This is a genomic window from Sediminimonas qiaohouensis DSM 21189 (assembly GCF_000423645.1).
In the GTDB taxonomy this organism is placed as follows: domain Bacteria; phylum Pseudomonadota; class Alphaproteobacteria; order Rhodobacterales; family Rhodobacteraceae; genus Sediminimonas; species Sediminimonas qiaohouensis.
On record NZ_AUIJ01000004.1, the window covers coordinates 45,780 to 60,782 of the forward strand.

The 15,003-nt window shown below is 61.9% G+C and carries 15 protein-coding genes; 5 read left to right on the forward strand and 10 right to left on the reverse strand.

Features of this window, described 5'->3' with window-relative positions; all coding sequences use genetic code 11:
• Positions 1-6: 6 nt before the first annotated feature.
• Genes yidC through G568_RS0105280 form a run of 5 tightly spaced genes read left to right on the forward strand, consistent with a single transcriptional unit; the run spans position 7 to position 4,624 of the window.
• Positions 7-1,851 carry a membrane protein insertase YidC gene (gene yidC, locus G568_RS0105260; RefSeq protein WP_026757040.1) on the forward strand — a complete coding sequence of 615 codons (1,845 nt, stop codon included), beginning with the start codon at positions 7-9 and terminating at the stop codon, positions 1,849-1,851.
• A 41-nt stretch (positions 1,852-1,892) separates the two neighbouring features.
• Positions 1,893-2,543 carry a ribosome biogenesis GTP-binding protein YihA/YsxC gene (gene yihA, locus G568_RS0105265; protein WP_026757041.1) on the forward strand — a complete coding sequence of 217 codons (651 nt, stop codon included), beginning with the start codon at positions 1,893-1,895 and terminating at the stop codon, positions 2,541-2,543.
• Between the two features lie 60 nt (positions 2,544-2,603).
• Complete coding sequence (gene argB, locus G568_RS0105270; protein ID WP_026757042.1) at positions 2,604-3,473, forward strand: acetylglutamate kinase; 870 nt, start codon at positions 2,604-2,606, stop codon at positions 3,471-3,473.
• 3 nt (positions 3,474-3,476) lie between these two features.
• Positions 3,477-4,136, forward strand: a complete 660-nt coding sequence (locus tag G568_RS0105275) for a ferredoxin (RefSeq protein WP_051202784.1) — start codon at positions 3,477-3,479, stop codon at positions 4,134-4,136.
• 17 nt (positions 4,137-4,153) lie between these two features.
• Positions 4,154-4,624, forward strand: coding sequence for a SixA phosphatase family protein (locus tag G568_RS0105280; RefSeq protein ID WP_245582887.1), 471 nt, complete (start codon positions 4,154-4,156; stop codon positions 4,622-4,624).
• A gap of 23 nt (positions 4,625-4,647) precedes the next feature.
• On the opposite strand, the gene G568_RS0105285 is transcribed toward G568_RS0105280, so the two are convergent.
• The 10 genes from G568_RS0105285 to G568_RS0105330 form a co-directional block, all read right to left on the reverse strand.
• Entirely contained in the window at positions 4,648-5,415 is a 768-nt protein-coding gene (locus G568_RS0105285; RefSeq protein ID WP_026757045.1) for an amino acid ABC transporter ATP-binding protein, read from the reverse strand.
• 15 nt (positions 5,416-5,430) lie between these two features.
• Positions 5,431-6,726 carry an amino acid ABC transporter permease gene (locus G568_RS0105290; protein WP_026757046.1) on the reverse strand — a complete coding sequence of 432 codons (1,296 nt, stop codon included), beginning with the start codon at positions 6,724-6,726 and terminating at the stop codon, positions 5,431-5,433.
• A 1-nt stretch (position 6,727) separates the two neighbouring features.
• Positions 6,728-7,942 carry an amino acid ABC transporter permease gene (locus G568_RS0105295; protein WP_026757047.1) on the reverse strand — a complete coding sequence of 405 codons (1,215 nt, stop codon included), beginning with the start codon at positions 7,940-7,942 and terminating at the stop codon, positions 6,728-6,730.
• A 119-nt stretch (positions 7,943-8,061) separates the two neighbouring features.
• A complete protein-coding gene (locus G568_RS0105300) occupies positions 8,062-9,078 on the reverse strand; it encodes an amino acid ABC transporter substrate-binding protein (RefSeq protein WP_026757048.1) in 1,017 nt (338 codons plus the stop codon).
• Between the two features lie 201 nt (positions 9,079-9,279).
• Positions 9,280-9,996 (reverse strand): ATP12 family chaperone protein, encoded by a 717-nt coding sequence (locus tag G568_RS0105305; RefSeq protein WP_026757049.1) that lies wholly within the window; start codon positions 9,994-9,996, stop codon positions 9,280-9,282.
• A complete protein-coding gene (locus G568_RS0105310) occupies positions 9,993-10,676 on the reverse strand; it encodes an HAD-IA family hydrolase (RefSeq protein WP_026757050.1) in 684 nt (227 codons plus the stop codon). The genes G568_RS0105305 and G568_RS0105310 overlap by 4 nt, the downstream gene beginning before the upstream one ends.
• Entirely contained in the window at positions 10,673-11,716 is a 1,044-nt protein-coding gene (locus G568_RS0105315; RefSeq protein WP_026757051.1) for an RluA family pseudouridine synthase, read from the reverse strand. The genes G568_RS0105310 and G568_RS0105315 overlap by 4 nt, the downstream gene beginning before the upstream one ends.
• The gene (gene crcB, locus G568_RS0105320) at positions 11,713-12,090 is read right to left on the reverse strand and encodes a fluoride efflux transporter CrcB (protein WP_026757052.1); all 378 of its coding nucleotides are present in this window, start codon (positions 12,088-12,090) and stop codon (positions 11,713-11,715) included. Before crcB ends, G568_RS0105315 begins: the two co-directional genes overlap by 4 nt.
• 83 nt (positions 12,091-12,173) lie before the next feature.
• Positions 12,174-13,505, reverse strand: coding sequence for a replication-associated recombination protein A (locus G568_RS0105325; protein ID WP_026757053.1), 1,332 nt, complete (start codon positions 13,503-13,505; stop codon positions 12,174-12,176).
• A 3-nt stretch (positions 13,506-13,508) separates the two neighbouring features.
• Positions 13,509-14,897 carry a trypsin-like peptidase domain-containing protein gene (locus G568_RS0105330; protein ID WP_026757054.1) on the reverse strand — a complete coding sequence of 463 codons (1,389 nt, stop codon included), beginning with the start codon at positions 14,895-14,897 and terminating at the stop codon, positions 13,509-13,511.
• Between the last annotated feature and the right edge of the window lie 106 nt (positions 14,898-15,003).

The following is a 15,003-nucleotide window of genomic DNA, read 5'->3' on the forward strand; positions in this document are numbered from 1 at the left end:
CCCGAAATGGATGACCAGAACAAAAACCTCATTCTTGCAACGGCGCTTAGTTTTGCAGTGATCCTGATCTGGTTTGTTCTGTTCCCGCCGCCGGAACCCACGCCGACGGATCCCAACGCCCCGGTAGAAAGCGTTCAAGGCGAGGACACGGCAGAGCAAGCCCCGGCCGGCACCCCATCGGCACCGGCTGACAAGCCCGCGGCCACCGGGGCGCAGGAGGTTGCCACGGCACAAGATGCCCCGCGCATCGAGATCAACACACCGCGCGTCTCTGGCTCGATCTCGTTGATCGGCGGGCGGATCGATCAGCTTTCGCTCAAGGATTACCGCAAGACGCTTGAGCCGGGCGCGGAAATCGTTGACATGCTATCGCCGCTGGGCAGCGAAAACCCGTATTACGCGCTATATGGCTGGGCCCCGGGCGCGGGCGTCACCCTGGACCAGGTGCCCGGCGCCAACACCGAGTGGCGCGTGCAAAACGGCGATGTCCTGACGCAGAACTCCCCTGTCACGCTGATGTGGGACAACGGCAGCGGCCTGCTGTTCAAGCGCGAAATCGCCATCGACCGCGACTTCATGTTCACGGTGACGCAAACAGTCGAGAACACCGGCAACCAAACCGCGACACTGGCGCCCTACGGCATCCTGACCCGCCATGGCGAGCCGGAGAACCTCAAGAATTTCTTTATTCTGCACGAAGGCCTGATCGCCATGTCCGATGGCGAACTGACCGAGACCGGCTATTCGGATATGCCCGATTTCGCCTACAATGATCGTGAAGGGGCGCGCGCCGACGTCACACAGGTTAGTGAAAATGGCTGGATCGGGTTTACCGACCACTACTGGATGACCACGCTAATCCCCGAGCCGGGCAGCCCGTTCAAGGCCGTCGCCAAGTACGACCAGGCCGGCGACACCTACCAGACCGAGGCAGTTCTTCCCACGCAAACCGTCGCCCCGGGCGCGTCGACCACGGCCCAAACGCGCCTGTTCGCGGGTGCAAAGGAATGGGCCACCATCCGCGAGTACGAGAACAGGGGCGGCGTACAGAAGTTCCTCGATTCCATCGATTGGGGTTGGTTTTTCTTCCTGACCAAACCGATCTTCGCGGTTCTTCATTGGCTCAATGCGACGATGGCGGACATGGGAATCGCGGGCAGCATGGGCTGGGCGATCATCGCGCTGACGCTGCTGATCAAGGCGATCCTGTTCCCGCTTGCCTACAAATCCTATGCCTCCATGGCGAAGATGAAAGAGCTTCAGCCGAAGATGGAGGAGATAAAGAAATCCGCCGGGGACGACCGCCAGAAGCTTCAGCAAGAGATGATGGCGCTTTACAAGAAAGAAAAGGTCAACCCGGCCTCGGGCTGTTTGCCGATCCTGCTGCAGATCCCGATCTTCTTTTCGCTCTACAAGGTGATCTTTGTCACGCTTGAGTTGCGGCACGCGCCCTGGATCGGGTGGCTTCGCGATCTGAGCGCGCCGGATCCGTCATCGATCCTCAACCTGTTTGGGCTGCTGCCTTTCGCGCCGCCGGACCCGAATTCGATCCTTGCGATCTTGTCGCTTGGCGTGCTGCCGATCCTGCTGGGTATTTCGATGTTCCTTCAGCAGAAGCTGAACCCGGCACCAACGGACAAGACGCAGGCGATGATTTTTGCGTGGATGCCGTGGGTGTTCATGTTCATGCTGGGCCAGTTTGCCAGTGGCCTGGTCCTGTACTGGATCGCGAACAACACCATCACGTTCACGCAGCAGTACCTGATCATGCGCAGTCATGGCTATAAGCCAAACGTGTTTGGTAATATTATCTCAAGCTTCCGCAAGAAACCGGACGAGGACAAAGAATGATCCACGGTAGCGCTGCGCCGCGCACGGCTGGAAGGTGGTAAATGGAACTGCCGTTTCCTCTTGTGGCTGATCCCGACCCGGCAAGCATCGAAGCGGGGCGGCTCTTGTTCGCGCAGCAGACCGACTTCCTCAAGGGGGTGGTCGCGATGTCCGGCCTGCCGCCCGCCGATCGTATCGAGGTATGCTTTGCCGGTCGCTCGAACGTTGGAAAATCAAGCCTTATCAACGCGCTAACCGGTCGCAAGGGGCTGGCGCGGGCATCCAACACCCCCGGGCGCACGCAGGAGATCAACTTTTTCACATTGGCGGATAGTCATTACCTCGTGGACCTGCCCGGGTATGGCTATGCGAACGCGCCGGTGGCCGTCGTGGAGAAATGGCAGCGCCTGTTGAAGCAGTACCTGTCGGGCCGGCAGACCCTGCGCCGTGCCTTTGTGCTTATTGACATGCGCCATGGGGTCAAACCCGTCGACAACGAGATACTGAGCCTGCTGGACGGCGCCGCCGTGACCTTCCAGGTCGTTCTGACGAAGGCGGACAAGGTCAAGCAATCGGACCGCGAGGCCACTCTGGCACAGGTGCGCAAGGCACTGGCCACACATCCCGCCGCGTTTCCCGAGATCGTGATGACCTCAAGCGAAAAGGGCGACGGGATCGCGACGCTGCGCAGCATCATCGCCACGATGGGATGAGCACCCTTGGCAGCGCGCGCGCGACCCGCTAACACGGGATGCGCCCCAAAGGAACAAGGGATGAAAACGCAAAAAATGAACCGCGATTGGATCGCCACCGCCCGGACCCTGTCCGAGGCCCTGCCCTATCTGCAACGCTATGCCGGTGCGATCGTGGTCATCAAGTTTGGTGGTCACGCCATGGGCGATGATGACGCCATGGAAACCTTTGCGCGCGATATCGTCTTGATGCGTCAGGTTGGGGTCAACCCGGTGTTGGTTCATGGCGGCGGTCCCATGATCAACGCGATGCTGGATCAGTTGAAGATCGAATCCCAATTCGTGGACGGCAAACGGGTCACGGATCAGGCCACGATGGATGTGGTCGAGATGGTCCTGTCGGGGCGTGTGAACAAGCGGATCGTGCAGGCCATCAACGATCAGGGGGGCCGGGCGATCGGGCTGTCGGGCAAGGATTCGCATCTGATTACCTGTGATCAGACCGATCCGCGGCTGGGCCTTGTGGGCACGCCGTCGGAGATCGATCCTTCGCTGCTTCATACCTTGTTCGATGCCGGGATAATCCCCGTGATTGCACCGCTGGGCGCGGGGCGGCATGGCGAGACGTTCAACATCAACGGTGACACGGCCGCGGGCGCGATTGCCGCCGCGCTCAAGGCCGATCGGCTGTTGCTGCTCACGGACGTCGCGGGCGTCAAAAACGCCGCGGGCGAGGTCATGACCGACCTGACCGCCGACCAGATCCGCGAGATGACGGAACAGGGCGTGATTGCCGGCGGCATGATCCCCAAGACCGAGACCGCGCTTGCGGCGATAGAAGGCGGTGTTCGTGCGGTTGTCATCCTGGATGGGCGCGCGCCCAATTGCACCCTGCTGGAGTTATTCACCGAGCATGGCGCCGGTTCCTTGATCCGCAAGAGCTTTGACTAGATCATGAGCGTGGGCGGGCTGCACAGGCTGCAGGAAGAGGCGCACGCACATGGATTGATGGTTATGGGCGGGTTCCACCCCGAGGCGGGCGATCAGGTGCCTGATGGGGCTGGAACGCTCGTCATGCTCGGGCCGGAGCCGACAGAGTTCTGGCCGCTGTTCACGCGCAGTCCGGAATTCAACGATGGCGACCCGGCCCCCATGGATCGTTGGTCCGACAGGGTCATCACGGCCCTTGCGGCCCAAATGGGCGGGCAGGCGCTATTTCCCTTTGGCGGGCCACCGTATCACCCGTTTCTGGCATGGGCCAAGCGGACCGGGCGGGCGTGGTCCTCGCCGGTTGGGTTGCTGGTGCATGACGCGGCCGGGCTGTTCGTATCGTATCGTGGGGCCATCGCGGTGCCCGAGCGTCTTGCTTTGCCAACGCCGCCGCAGGCCTCGCCTTGCGAAAGTTGCACCGAGCAGCCCTGCCGCACCGCCTGCCCCGCCGGGGCGCTGACGCCGGACGGGTACGATGTCCCTGCCTGCAAGAGCTACATCGCATCAGATAGCGGCACCGCCTGCATGACACGCGGCTGCGCAGTGCGCCGCGCTTGCCCGGTCAGTCAAGCGCATGGCAGGATTGAAGAGCAATCCGCCTTTCACATGGCTGCGTTCTTATGACATTGCGATTGATCCTGATGCGGCACGCAAAATCGGATTGGAGTGCCCCATCCCTGCCCGATCACGACAGAGCGCTGAATGCGCGTGGCCGAACGGCGGCGCGGGCACTGGGCGGCTGGATACGGGCGCGGGGGTATCACCCTGACCTGGCCTTGTGTTCAACGGCGCTGCGAACACGGCAAACGTTGGCGGGTTTGGAGTTGGACGTTGCAACCCGGTACGAACGCCAGCTTTACAATGCCGAGCCCGCAACGATCCTGTCGGTAATCAAATCGGTGCAAGGCGCCAATTGCGTGCTTGTCGTGGCGCACAACCCAGGGATCGCGTGGCTGGCGCAGCACATCGTCAAATCGCGGCCCGCGCATCCGCGATTTGACGACTACCCAACGGGGGCCACGCTTGTCAGCGATTTCGCGGCCCCCGCGTGGTCAGACTTGACCGAGAAAAGCGGCACAGTGGTGGATTTCACCGTTCCCAAAGACCTCTGACAAGCGGCTCAGTGGCCCAGACCTCAGTGGCCAAGGATCTGGCTCAGGAACAGTTTGGTGCGCTCGCTCTTGGGGTTGTTGAAAAACTCCTCGGGCTCGTTCTGCTCGATGATCTGGCCCTGGTCCATGAAGATCACCCGGTTCGCCACCTGCCGGGCAAAGCCCATTTCGTGTGTCACGCAGATCATGGTCATTCCCTCTTCGGCCAGTTCGACCATGGTATCGAGAACCTCTTTGATCATCTCCGGGTCAAGGGCCGATGTCGGCTCATCAAAGAGCATGATGCGCGGCTTCATGCACAGGGATCGCGCAATCGCGACGCGCTGCTGCTGGCCGCCCGATAGCTGACCTGGGTACTTGTCGGCCTGTTCGGGGATCTTCACCTTTTCGAGGAAATGCATGGCGACATCCTCGGCCTCGCGCTTGGGTGTCTTGCGCACCCAGATCGGCGCGAGCGTGCAGTTCTCAAGGATGGTCAGATGGGGAAACAGGTTGAAGTGCTGGAACACCATCCCAACTTCGGAGCGGATCTTGTCGATATTCTTGAGGTCCGACGACAACACGGTGCCATCCACCTCGATCCGGCCTTTTTGGTGCTCTTCCAGTGCGTTGACACACCGGATCAGCGTCGATTTGCCCGAACCGGACGGGCCGGCAATCACGATCCGCTCGCCGCGATAGACAGTCAGGTCGATCTCGCGCAGCACGTGGAACGCCCCGAACCATTTGTTCATGTTCTCGATAGAGATCGCGACCTCGTCCGAGACTTTTAGTTGAGCATTGGCGGTCATCAAACCGGCCCTCCCTTAACGATGATCGGTTTGAAGCTGACGCTCCAACCACTGCGAATATTGTGAAATGCTGTAACAGACGACGAAGAAAAGCAGCGCGGCGAAACCGAACAGCTCCCAGTAGACACCGTTCCATTCGGACGCGCCGAGGATCGGACCACGGATCATGCCGACCAGGTCGAACATCGAGATAACCGAGACCAGCGTGGTATCCTTGAACAGGCCCACCGACACGTTGACGATGCCCGGGATCGAGATCTTGAGCGCCTGCGGCAGAATGATCAGCTGCATGGACTGGGCATAATCCAGGCCGAGGCTATCAGCCGCCTCGTATTGCCCCTTGGGCAGCGCCGCGAGGCCCCCGCGGATCACCTCGGCGATATAGGCCGACGCGAACATGGTGATCATGATGATCACCCGCAGGATCAAATCAAGGCTGCTTTCGGGGGGCAGGAAGTATGCCAGAACCACGTTTGCAACGAACAAGAGGGTGATCAGGGGCACACCGCGGATGAACTCGATGAAGACGACCGAGATCCACTTGATGATCGGCATGTTCGATTGCCGCCCAAGGGCCAGAAGAATGCCAATGGGCAGCGACAGCGAGACGCAGATAACCCCCAGCATCATGTTCAGCATGAAGCCGCCCATATCGCGGGAGGGGACGGGCTCCAGCGCCAGGAAGTTCGCCATCGGGCCGGTAATAAACCCAGTCGCGTACCAGAACGCGAACGCGGCAATGACAGCGCCCAAAAGGCCCATCGCCGCACTTTGTAGAACCAGGCGGCGGTACACGATGATTCCGACGACGAACCCCAAAAGTGCGAACACGGGCACCATGATCGTCCCGCCCCAGATCAGGTAGAACGCAAGGAACGGATAGACCGCCGTCAGCGCCAGGAACTTGCGCGGAAACACCTTGAAGAACAGAAGCGGCCCCAGCGCCACGAACAAAAGTGCAAAAGCCAGCAATGGACGCCAATACAGCTCATCGGGATATTTGAACCCGAACAGCAGTTGGTTCCAACGCTCTGCCAGCACCGAGAAACAGGCGCCAACATCCCCTTGCAGGACATCACGGCATTCGGTCAGGCTACTGGTTGTCCACACCCCGTTCAATATCCAAGGCCCGGTAGCCGTCGCCAGGTAGTACACCGCCCATATCGCCGCGAGTGTCAGGATCGTGTTGGCCACCGATGAGAACAGGTTTTCGCGCAGCCATTTGACAATTCCCTGCTCGTAAACCGGCGGCGGGGCCTCTGGCAGAACCTCGGTACGCACGAACGCTGTTTGTGAATGAGTATCAGACATCTCAGCGCTCCTGTAGCTTCATGGCGTTGTTGTAGAGGTTCATCACGCCGGAAATTGCCAACGAGATCAGCAAGTAGAACAGCATCAGCATCAGCACCGTCTCGATCGCGCGGCCCGTCTGATTGAGGGTGATGCCGCCCAGCGTGCCGGTCACATCCATGTAGCCCACCGCGATCGCCAGGGAGCTGTTCTTGGTCAGGTTGAGATACTGCGAAATAACCGGGGGAATCACGATGCGCAGGGCCTGCGGCAGGATCACGAGGTTCATGATCCGCCGTGGGCGAAGGCCAAGAGACGCCGCCGCCTCTGTTTGCCCACGTGAGATTGCCTGAATACCGGCGCGGACGTTTTCGGCAATGAATGCACCGGTATAGATCGCCAGTGCGAACCAAAGCGCGATCAAGGAGCCGCGAATATGGATGCCACCTCCAAAGTTGAACCCCTTCAACTCGGGGTATTCCAGACTAATCGGTTGGCCCAGGATGTAATAGGCAATGACCGACGGCAAAACGAGAATTGCCAGCGATGGCCATCCCATCGGCAGCAGTTTCCCGGTGTCATAGAGGAGCTTGGTCGCGTAGCGGCGGTAGGCAAATACGCCGATCACCGACGCGATGAACAGCAGCACCACAATCAACGATCCACTGCCCCAGATCGGGGAGGGCACATAGACGCCGCGGTTGGTGAACGCCACCGCGCCGAAGACCATCGACGCGTCCGGCGCGTCCCCGCGAAAGGCGCTTGGGGCCGGCATGGCGGCGGTCATGATCGAGAAGATGATAAGGATCCAGATCAGCACCGGAACGTTGCGAAATGCCTCGACGTATGCCGCCATCAGCTTGCGCACGAGCCAGTTCGGAGACAGCCGCAGCACACCCGCCGTAACCCCCAGGATCGTGGCCGACACGCACCCGAGAAACGCAACGATGATCGTGTTGAGAACGCCAACGATCGAGGCACGCAGATGCGTTGATTGGCTGTCGTATTCAATCGGCGTCTGGTTGATGTCGTAGCCCGATGGCTCCCCCAGGAAGCGATAGGAAATGTTCTGTCCCTGCTCGGCCAGGTTCTGCACGAGATTCCAGCCCAGATAGGACATGAAAACGATCAACAGCATCAAGGCTATGAACTGGAACGTGTAGGACCGGTAGCGGGTGTCGTTGATCAGCATCGACAGCCGAAACGACTCCTCAGGAGGATCGGTGAGCGTCGTCATCTAGGAATTCCCCGTCTTCGGCCCTTTGTTTTTCCGGCACACAAGGCACCGTGGACCGTTTATGGTATTGCCGCACGTAAACGAAGGGGCGCGTCATTGCGCGCCCCTTCGATCTGGTCTTAGCGGAACGGCGGTGCGTAGAGCAGGCCGCCATCAGTCCATTGTGCGTTCAGGCCGCGAGCCAGGCCGATCGGCGTGCTTTCACCGATGTTCTTGGCAAACAGCTCACCGTAGTTGCCGCCCACCATGATCGCGCGCTTGGCCCAATCCTTGTCCAGGCCGAGCATCTCGCCCAGGGTTCCTTCGGTGCCCAGCAGGCGGTTCACTTCGGGACGGTTGGTGCCCTTTGCCAGTTCCTCGATATTGGCCGAGGTAACGCCAAGCTCTTCCGCCGCGATCAGCGCGTTCAGCGTCCAGCGGACGACGTCGCCCCACTCGTGATCGCCGTGGCGGACAAGCGGCCCGAGCGGCTCTTTCGAGATGGTTTCGGGCAGAATGGCGTGCTCTTCGGGGTTCTCGAAGGACGCGCGTGTTGCCGCCAGGCCGGAACGGTCCGTGGTATATACGTCGCAAGCACCTGCAAGGTACTGCTGTTGCGATTCAGCGTTGGTTTCGATCGGAACCGGCTCGTAGTCCATGTTGTTCTTGCGGAAGAAATCCGCGAGGTTCAACTCGGTCGTGGTGCCGGTCTGGATGCAAACCGTTGCGCCGTCCAGCTCCTTGGCCGACGAAACGCCCAGCGCCTTGGGAACCATGAAACCCTGACCGTCATAGTAGTTCACGCCGGTAAATTCGAACTTCAGGTCGACGTCGCGCGTGAAGGTCCAGGTCGTGTTGCGAGCCAGCATATCGATCTCGCCGGAGGCAAGCGCGGTAAAGCGGGTTTTACCCGTGGTCGGCACGAATTCGATGGCGGTCGGATCGCTCAAGACAGCAGCAGCAACGGCGCGGCATACCGCAACGTCGAAGCCTTCCCATTCGCCGTTCGCGTTCGGCGCAGCAAAGCCGACAAGGCCGGTGGTTACGCCGCAGTTCAGGGTGCCGCGCGCCTTGACGTCGTCAAGGGTCCCGGCAGCCGCAGCCCCGGCCGATAGGCCAGCAGCCGTCATTGCAGCAAAGAATACGGATGTTTTCATGTTTACCTCTTCCTGATTGTCCGCCATTTCGCTTGGCGGTTCATCCGGCCAGCAAGACCGGGGACGATACTGTAAAGGGTTGCCCCCTCAGTATCGCCGAGTTTGGGCGGATTCATCACAATACGTCAAGTGATTGATCATGATATGCTAGGGAAACTGCCTGCCAAACAGGGTGACTATACGGAAGGTCGCACTATTTGTTCAATTTGGTGTGCGCACCAGATCGAAAAATACTTTCGCATGAACGAATGCTTGGCGCTTGCGCATTGCATCCTCATTCGCCTCGGCGTCCTGGCCCCATTGTTCCTGCTGCCAGATGTCATCGAGTCGCGAGCTTGCCCATATCTCATCGATCGGGCGCAGGCCCCGCGCCGCGGCAAACCCGAGAATCAATGAGCCCGAGATTCCCACGAGGTCGTGAAACGCGGTTAGCTCGAATGCGTTCATTTTGTGCACCATCGCGCGCAGCCGCGCCAATGACGCCTCTGGCTGCGGCGCATACATGACCCCCGATACCGGCACCAGTTGCACGCCAAGGGTGCCGCGTGCCCATTCAAGGTAGGGCGCCCACTCCGCCTGTTGCCGGTCGCACAGTTCCTCGGGCGCGTCCGCGCGGTAACACAGCAGATCGGTATCGCCGTAATCCGCCACCATGTCGGCCACTTCGGCGTGCTGCTTGGCAACCTTGTCGATGGCGGCATTTGCGGACCGGGTCATGGGCATGGCGTTGGGATTGATCGTTTCGTCCTGCGCGTCCCACTCCTGCGCGATCTCATGCGCCAGCGCATGGGTCGGCACGATCAGCGGCGCCTTGGCCGGCGTCTTTACCGGCCGTCCATCAAGGCGCACGGAATATCCGCCCCCTTCTGGCGCGGCTTCGGCCACTTTCCAAAAACGTTTGGCGGTCCATGTACTCATCTCTCTGATCCCCAAAGATTGTCCAGAACGCCAAGAAGGTCGCGAAAATCATGCACAAGATGATCCGCCTCGCCCATGGCCTCCGGCGGGTGATAGCCCCAGCTGACACCGATGGCGCGCATGCCGGCGGCGCGGGCCATCTGCATGTCAAACGCGGTGTCCCCGATCATGACCGCGTTCTCGGGCGTTGTGCCGGTCTCTTGCATCGCGGCCTGTAGCATCGAAGGGTGCGGCTTGGAAGGGTGGTGATCCGCGACCTGTTCGGTGGTGAAAAACCCCGACAGCCCATGCCCGGACAGCAAGGCATCAAGGCCGCGCCTTGATTTACCCGTGGCCACTCCAAGGATGTTTTCCGGGGTCTCGGATAGCCGGTCCAGCGTGGCGCGCGCATGCGGGTAGAAGGGCGAGCTGTCGGCGACATCGCTTTGCGCCCTGAGGTCCGCATACGCGTTTTTGTAGGCCGCGACCATCTCGGCCCGGGTCACGGCATCCCGGTCCGGCGCAAGGCGGGCCATTGCCACGTCAAGCGACAGGCCGACGATTGCCAGGATGTCGTTTTGCGGCGGAACAGTCATGCCAACCGCGCCAAAGGCGTAGCTCATCGCCGCGATGATGTCGGCCTGACTGTCTACCAGCGTACCGTCGACATCAAACACGATCAGACGCAGCGGGCGCGTCATTCCAACTCCTCGAAGGGATCAACGGGCACCTCGTCTTCGCGCCACTGCAGCGTTTTCCACGTTTGGCGCATGTGCTCGGGCAGTGCCGCGGTCAGGGTGATGGTGCGCTTGGTCACCGGATGTTCGAACCGCAGGAACCGCGCGTGCAGGTGCAGCTTCTTGCTGATCTCACCGCCCAGTTGCGCGCCCCATCCGTCGCCAAGGTTCTCTTGCCCCGAGCCGCCATATTTGCCGTCGCCGATGATCGGGTGCCCAATCTCGGCCATGTGGGCGCGCAGTTGGTGCGTGCGCCCCGTCACCGGCACCAGCGCCACCCAGGCCGCGCGCCGGGCCAGAGCCGACAGCACCGCGTAATCCGTCACCGCACGCTTGGCGCCCTCGGTGGCGTCCACGTCGCGGGGGTGGACGCAATGCATCTTCTCGCCCTCGCCGCGCGCGCCGTGGCCGGGCGCCTTGACCAGGCCGAACTTGATCGTGCCCATCTGCGGGCTGGGTACACCAGCCACCGCCGCCCAATAGAGCTTGCGCGTCTCGCGGTGCCGGAATGCCGCGGTCAGGCCGCTGGCCACGCTGCGGGTGCGCGCCAGGACCAGGACGCCCGACGTGTCCTTGTCCAGCCGATGAACAAGGCGCGGCTTTTCCTCCAGCCCGAAGCGTAGCGCCTCAGTCATGCCGTCGACATGCCGGGTTTGCTTGCTTCCGCCCTGCGTGGGCAGGCCCGGCGGCTTGTTGATCGCGATGATGTGGTCGTCGCGGTAAATCACGCAGTCGCGGATCATGCGGGCATCGGCATCGGACACATATGCCTGCGAAGGCTGCGGGGACGCGCCCGGATCGGGCAGCGGCGGGATGCGCACGCTTTGGCCGGCTTGCAGGCGGGTGTTGGCTTTGACCCGTCCGCCATCGACGCGCAGCTCGCCCTTGCGGCACATCTTCTCGATCGCGCCCTGACGCACATGCGGAAACATCCGGCGCAGCCAGCGATCCAGCCGTTGATCGGCGTCATCGGGCGCGACCGGCAGGATTTGAACGCGGCTCATTGGAGAACACCGCGAAACAGCACAAGCGCCATGGCAATAGCCCCCAGGGACAACAGAACAGACGCAAACCCATAGAAAAGCGCCAGGTTGATCTGACCACGTTCAATCAACGTCATCACATCCAGCGAAAAGGCCGAAAAGGTCGTGAACCCGCCAAGGATGCCCGTCACCATGAACGGCGCGAGCCGCGTCGCGTCCTTGTGCGCAAGGATGACCACCAGCACCCCCATCAGGAACGAGCCGAGGATATTCACGGCAAGCGTGCCCCAAGGGAACCCCGGACCAATCAGGCGCATCGCGCCGACATTGGTCAGGTATCGGGCCGAGGCCCCGATTGCGCCGCCGATGGCGACCTGAAGAAGGGTTGCAAACATGGCGCGTCTGTGACCCCGAGCGCGCGGAATGTCAAGCTACACAGCCTTTTCATGCAGGCCACCCAGGGCCAGCGAGACGGGCCTCAATGCGCGCTGCCTCCGCGTTTGGCGCGCAGGTTGACGAAGAAATCCAGCCGCTTCTTCAACTCGCGCTCAAAGCCCCTTTCGACGGGCTGATAGAGAACCGGGCGCTTCATGTCCTCGGGGAAATAATCCTGCCCCGAAAACCCCTCTTCGGCGTCGTGGTCATAGGCATAGCCCTGGCCGTACCCCTGCTCCTTCATCAGCGATGTTGGGGCGTTGAGGATGTGTTTGGGCGGCGGGGCGCTTCCGGTTTTGCGGGCCAATGCGCGCGCGGCCTTGTAGGCGGTGTAGGCCGAGTTCGATTTGGGCGCGAGGGCCAGGTAGGTCACCGCCTGCGCCAGTGCCAATTCGCCCTCGGGGCTACCGAGCCGTTCATAGGTTTCCCACGCATGCAGGCAATGCGTCTGCGCCTGTGGGTCCGCCAGGCCGATATCCTCGACCGCCATGCGCGTGATGCGCCGCGCCAGATAACGGGGATCTTCGCCCCCCTCCAGCATCCGCGCCAGCCAATAAAGCGCGGCGTCAGGGTCCGAGCCGCGCACCGATTTGTGCAGCGCCGAAATCAGGTTGTAATGCGCCTCGCCCGACTTGTCGTATTGCGCCGCGCGCCGCATCAGCCGCGCCGATAGCGCGTCGGTGTCCAGCGGTTTGTCAGTTTTCCATGCCGCCGCCTGTTCGATCAGGTTCAGCGCGGCGCGGCCGTCGCCATCGGCCATCTCCAACAGCGCCTCGCGCGCGGGGCCCGTCAGCGGCAGCGCGCGACCGATCTCTTGTTCGGCGCGCTGCGCGAGCAGTTCAAGATCGGCGAGCCCCAGGCGCTCGAGCACCAAAACCTGCGCACGGCTGAGAAGCGCGGCGTTCAATTCGAAACTGGGATTTTCCGTTGTCGCCCCGACCAAGAGGATCGTGCCATCCTCCATGTGCGGCAGGAAGCTGTCCTGTTGCGCCTTGTTGAAACGGTGTATCTCGTCCACGAACAACAGCGTGCCCTGCCCGTTCGCGCGGCGATGCTTGGCCTCGTCGAACACTTTGCGCAGTTCCGGCACGCCGGTGAAGATTGCGCTGATCTGTACGAAATGCAGGTCCGTTTCGTCGGCCAGGAGCCGCGCAATGGTGGTCTTGCCAACCCCCGGCGGGCCCCAGAACACCAGCGATGACAGGCTCCCCGATGCCAGCATCACGCCAAGCGGTGCGTCCGGCCCCAGCACCTGATCCTGACCGATGACGTCGGACAATGCGCGCGGGCGCAAGCGATCCGCCAAGGGCCGGGGCGCGTTATCCTTTTTGGGCTTGGGCGCGTCATCGCCCTTGGGGTCGAACAGATCCGCCATCGGCTATAGCCTGAACCGGGTGACGAAACGTTCCGCCCCGCGCTGCACCGCCATCGAGACCATGCCGACCCTGTCACGCAGCGCGCGGGTGACATCATTGCTGGTAGCAATCTGGGTCGCGTTGATCTCAAGGATGACATCGCCCTTGCGCAACCCGATCCGCGCGCCGTATTGCCCGGGCTCTTCGACAAGGGCGCCTTGCGCGCTGAGCGGCAATCCATATTCGCCGATCACGGCCGGGTTGACGGTGCTGATCCGCAGGCCCGGCAGCGCGCTATTCCCATCCAAGACACGCGTATCGCGCGGCGGCGTGTCGGGCGCGGCGATCATCTTCACGTCAACCTCGCGGCGCTTGCCCCGCCGGAACCGCTCAATAGTCGCCGTCTCGCCAATGCCCGTGACCGAAAGCCGAAATAGCATTTCGGCGGGGGTGTTCACCGGCTCGCCATCAACCGCAAGGACGACATCGCCCGCCTCGAACCCGGCATCGCCGAAAGGGCTCAGCGGGTGAAGCTGCGAAATCAGCATGCCGCCGGGCCGCCCGAGGCCCAAGGATGCCGCGATGTCGGCATCCACGGGCTGCCCGCTCATCCCGGCCCAGGGGCGTTCAAAGTTTTCGTTGCCCGCGCGCGCCTGATCGACGAACTGCGCCACCAGGTTGGCGGGGATCGCGAACCCGATCCCGTTCGACCCACCCGAGCGCGTCAGGATCGACGTGTTGATCCCGATCAGCCGCCCCTGCGTGTCGATCAGGGCTCCGCCCGAATTGCCCGGGTTGATCGGCGCGTCGGTTTGGATGAAGTAGCCCCGCGCGCTGCCGGTGGCCGTGCCTGACCGTGCAAGGCCCGAAACGATACCGCTGCTGACCGTCTGACCCACGCCGAACGGGTTGCCGATGGCAAGGGTCAACTCGCCCACCTCGACGCTGTCGCTGTCGCGCAGGTTCAGGAACGGCATCTTGCCCGCCTTTTCCAGGCGCAGAACGGCAAGATCGCTTTCCTCGTCGGACAGCAGCACCTTGGCGTCAAACTCGCGCCGGTCATTCAGCACGACGCGAATATCCGTCGCTTGGGCGACAACGTGGTAGTTCGATACCACGATCCCATCCTCGGACAGGATCACCCCCGAACCGAGCGAGTTTTGCACGCGCGGACGCACGGTGCCGAAATCGCGAAACAGCCCCTGAAAGAACGGATCGTTCATGAATGGGCTGGTGCGCTCTTTCACGACGCGGCGGGCGTAGATGTTCACCACCGCCGGCGTCGCCTCCTTGACCAGGGGAACGAAGCTAAGCTGCACCTCCGCGCGGCTTTGCGGCACACGCGCCTGTTGCGCGCCGGTTTGAAGGGGCAATAGGGCCAAGCATAGCACTGCAAGCAGAATTCGGGCCATGGGGTTCCTCCGTCTGTGGCGAAGATATGCGGCCCACGGCGGATGATTGCAAGCTTTGGCCGCCGGGCCCGGGAAATGAAAAACCCCTGCCCACGCGCGCGCGGGA

Coding starts and splice junctions, on each gene's coding strand:
- argB (WP_026757042.1), top strand. CDS start 2,604: ATGAAAACGCAAAAAATGAACCGCGATTGGATCGCCACCGCCCGGACC.
- G568_RS0105305 (WP_026757049.1), bottom strand. CDS start 9,996: ATGAGTACATGGACCGCCAAACGTTTTTGGAAAGTGGCCGAAGCCGCG.
- G568_RS0105275 (WP_051202784.1), top strand. CDS start 3,477: ATGAGCGTGGGCGGGCTGCACAGGCTGCAGGAAGAGGCGCACGCACAT.
- yidC (WP_026757040.1), top strand. CDS start 7: ATGGATGACCAGAACAAAAACCTCATTCTTGCAACGGCGCTTAGTTTT.
- G568_RS0105325 (WP_026757053.1), bottom strand. CDS start 13,505: ATGGCGGATCTGTTCGACCCCAAGGGCGATGACGCGCCCAAGCCCAAA.
- G568_RS0105295 (WP_026757047.1), bottom strand. CDS start 7,942: ATGACGACGCTCACCGATCCTCCTGAGGAGTCGTTTCGGCTGTCGATG.
- G568_RS0105285 (WP_026757045.1), bottom strand. CDS start 5,415: ATGACCGCCAATGCTCAACTAAAAGTCTCGGACGAGGTCGCGATCTCT.
- G568_RS0105300 (WP_026757048.1), bottom strand. CDS start 9,078: ATGAAAACATCCGTATTCTTTGCTGCAATGACGGCTGCTGGCCTATCG.
- crcB (WP_026757052.1), bottom strand. CDS start 12,090: ATGTTTGCAACCCTTCTTCAGGTCGCCATCGGCGGCGCAATCGGGGCC.
- G568_RS0105280 (WP_245582887.1), top strand. CDS start 4,154: ATGCGGCACGCAAAATCGGATTGGAGTGCCCCATCCCTGCCCGATCAC.
- yihA (WP_026757041.1), top strand. CDS start 1,893: ATGGAACTGCCGTTTCCTCTTGTGGCTGATCCCGACCCGGCAAGCATC.
- G568_RS0105330 (WP_026757054.1), bottom strand. CDS start 14,897: ATGGCCCGAATTCTGCTTGCAGTGCTATGCTTGGCCCTATTGCCCCTT.
- G568_RS0105315 (WP_026757051.1), bottom strand. CDS start 11,716: ATGAGCCGCGTTCAAATCCTGCCGGTCGCGCCCGATGACGCCGATCAA.
- G568_RS0105310 (WP_026757050.1), bottom strand. CDS start 10,676: ATGACGCGCCCGCTGCGTCTGATCGTGTTTGATGTCGACGGTACGCTG.
- G568_RS0105290 (WP_026757046.1), bottom strand. CDS start 6,726: ATGTCTGATACTCATTCACAAACAGCGTTCGTGCGTACCGAGGTTCTG.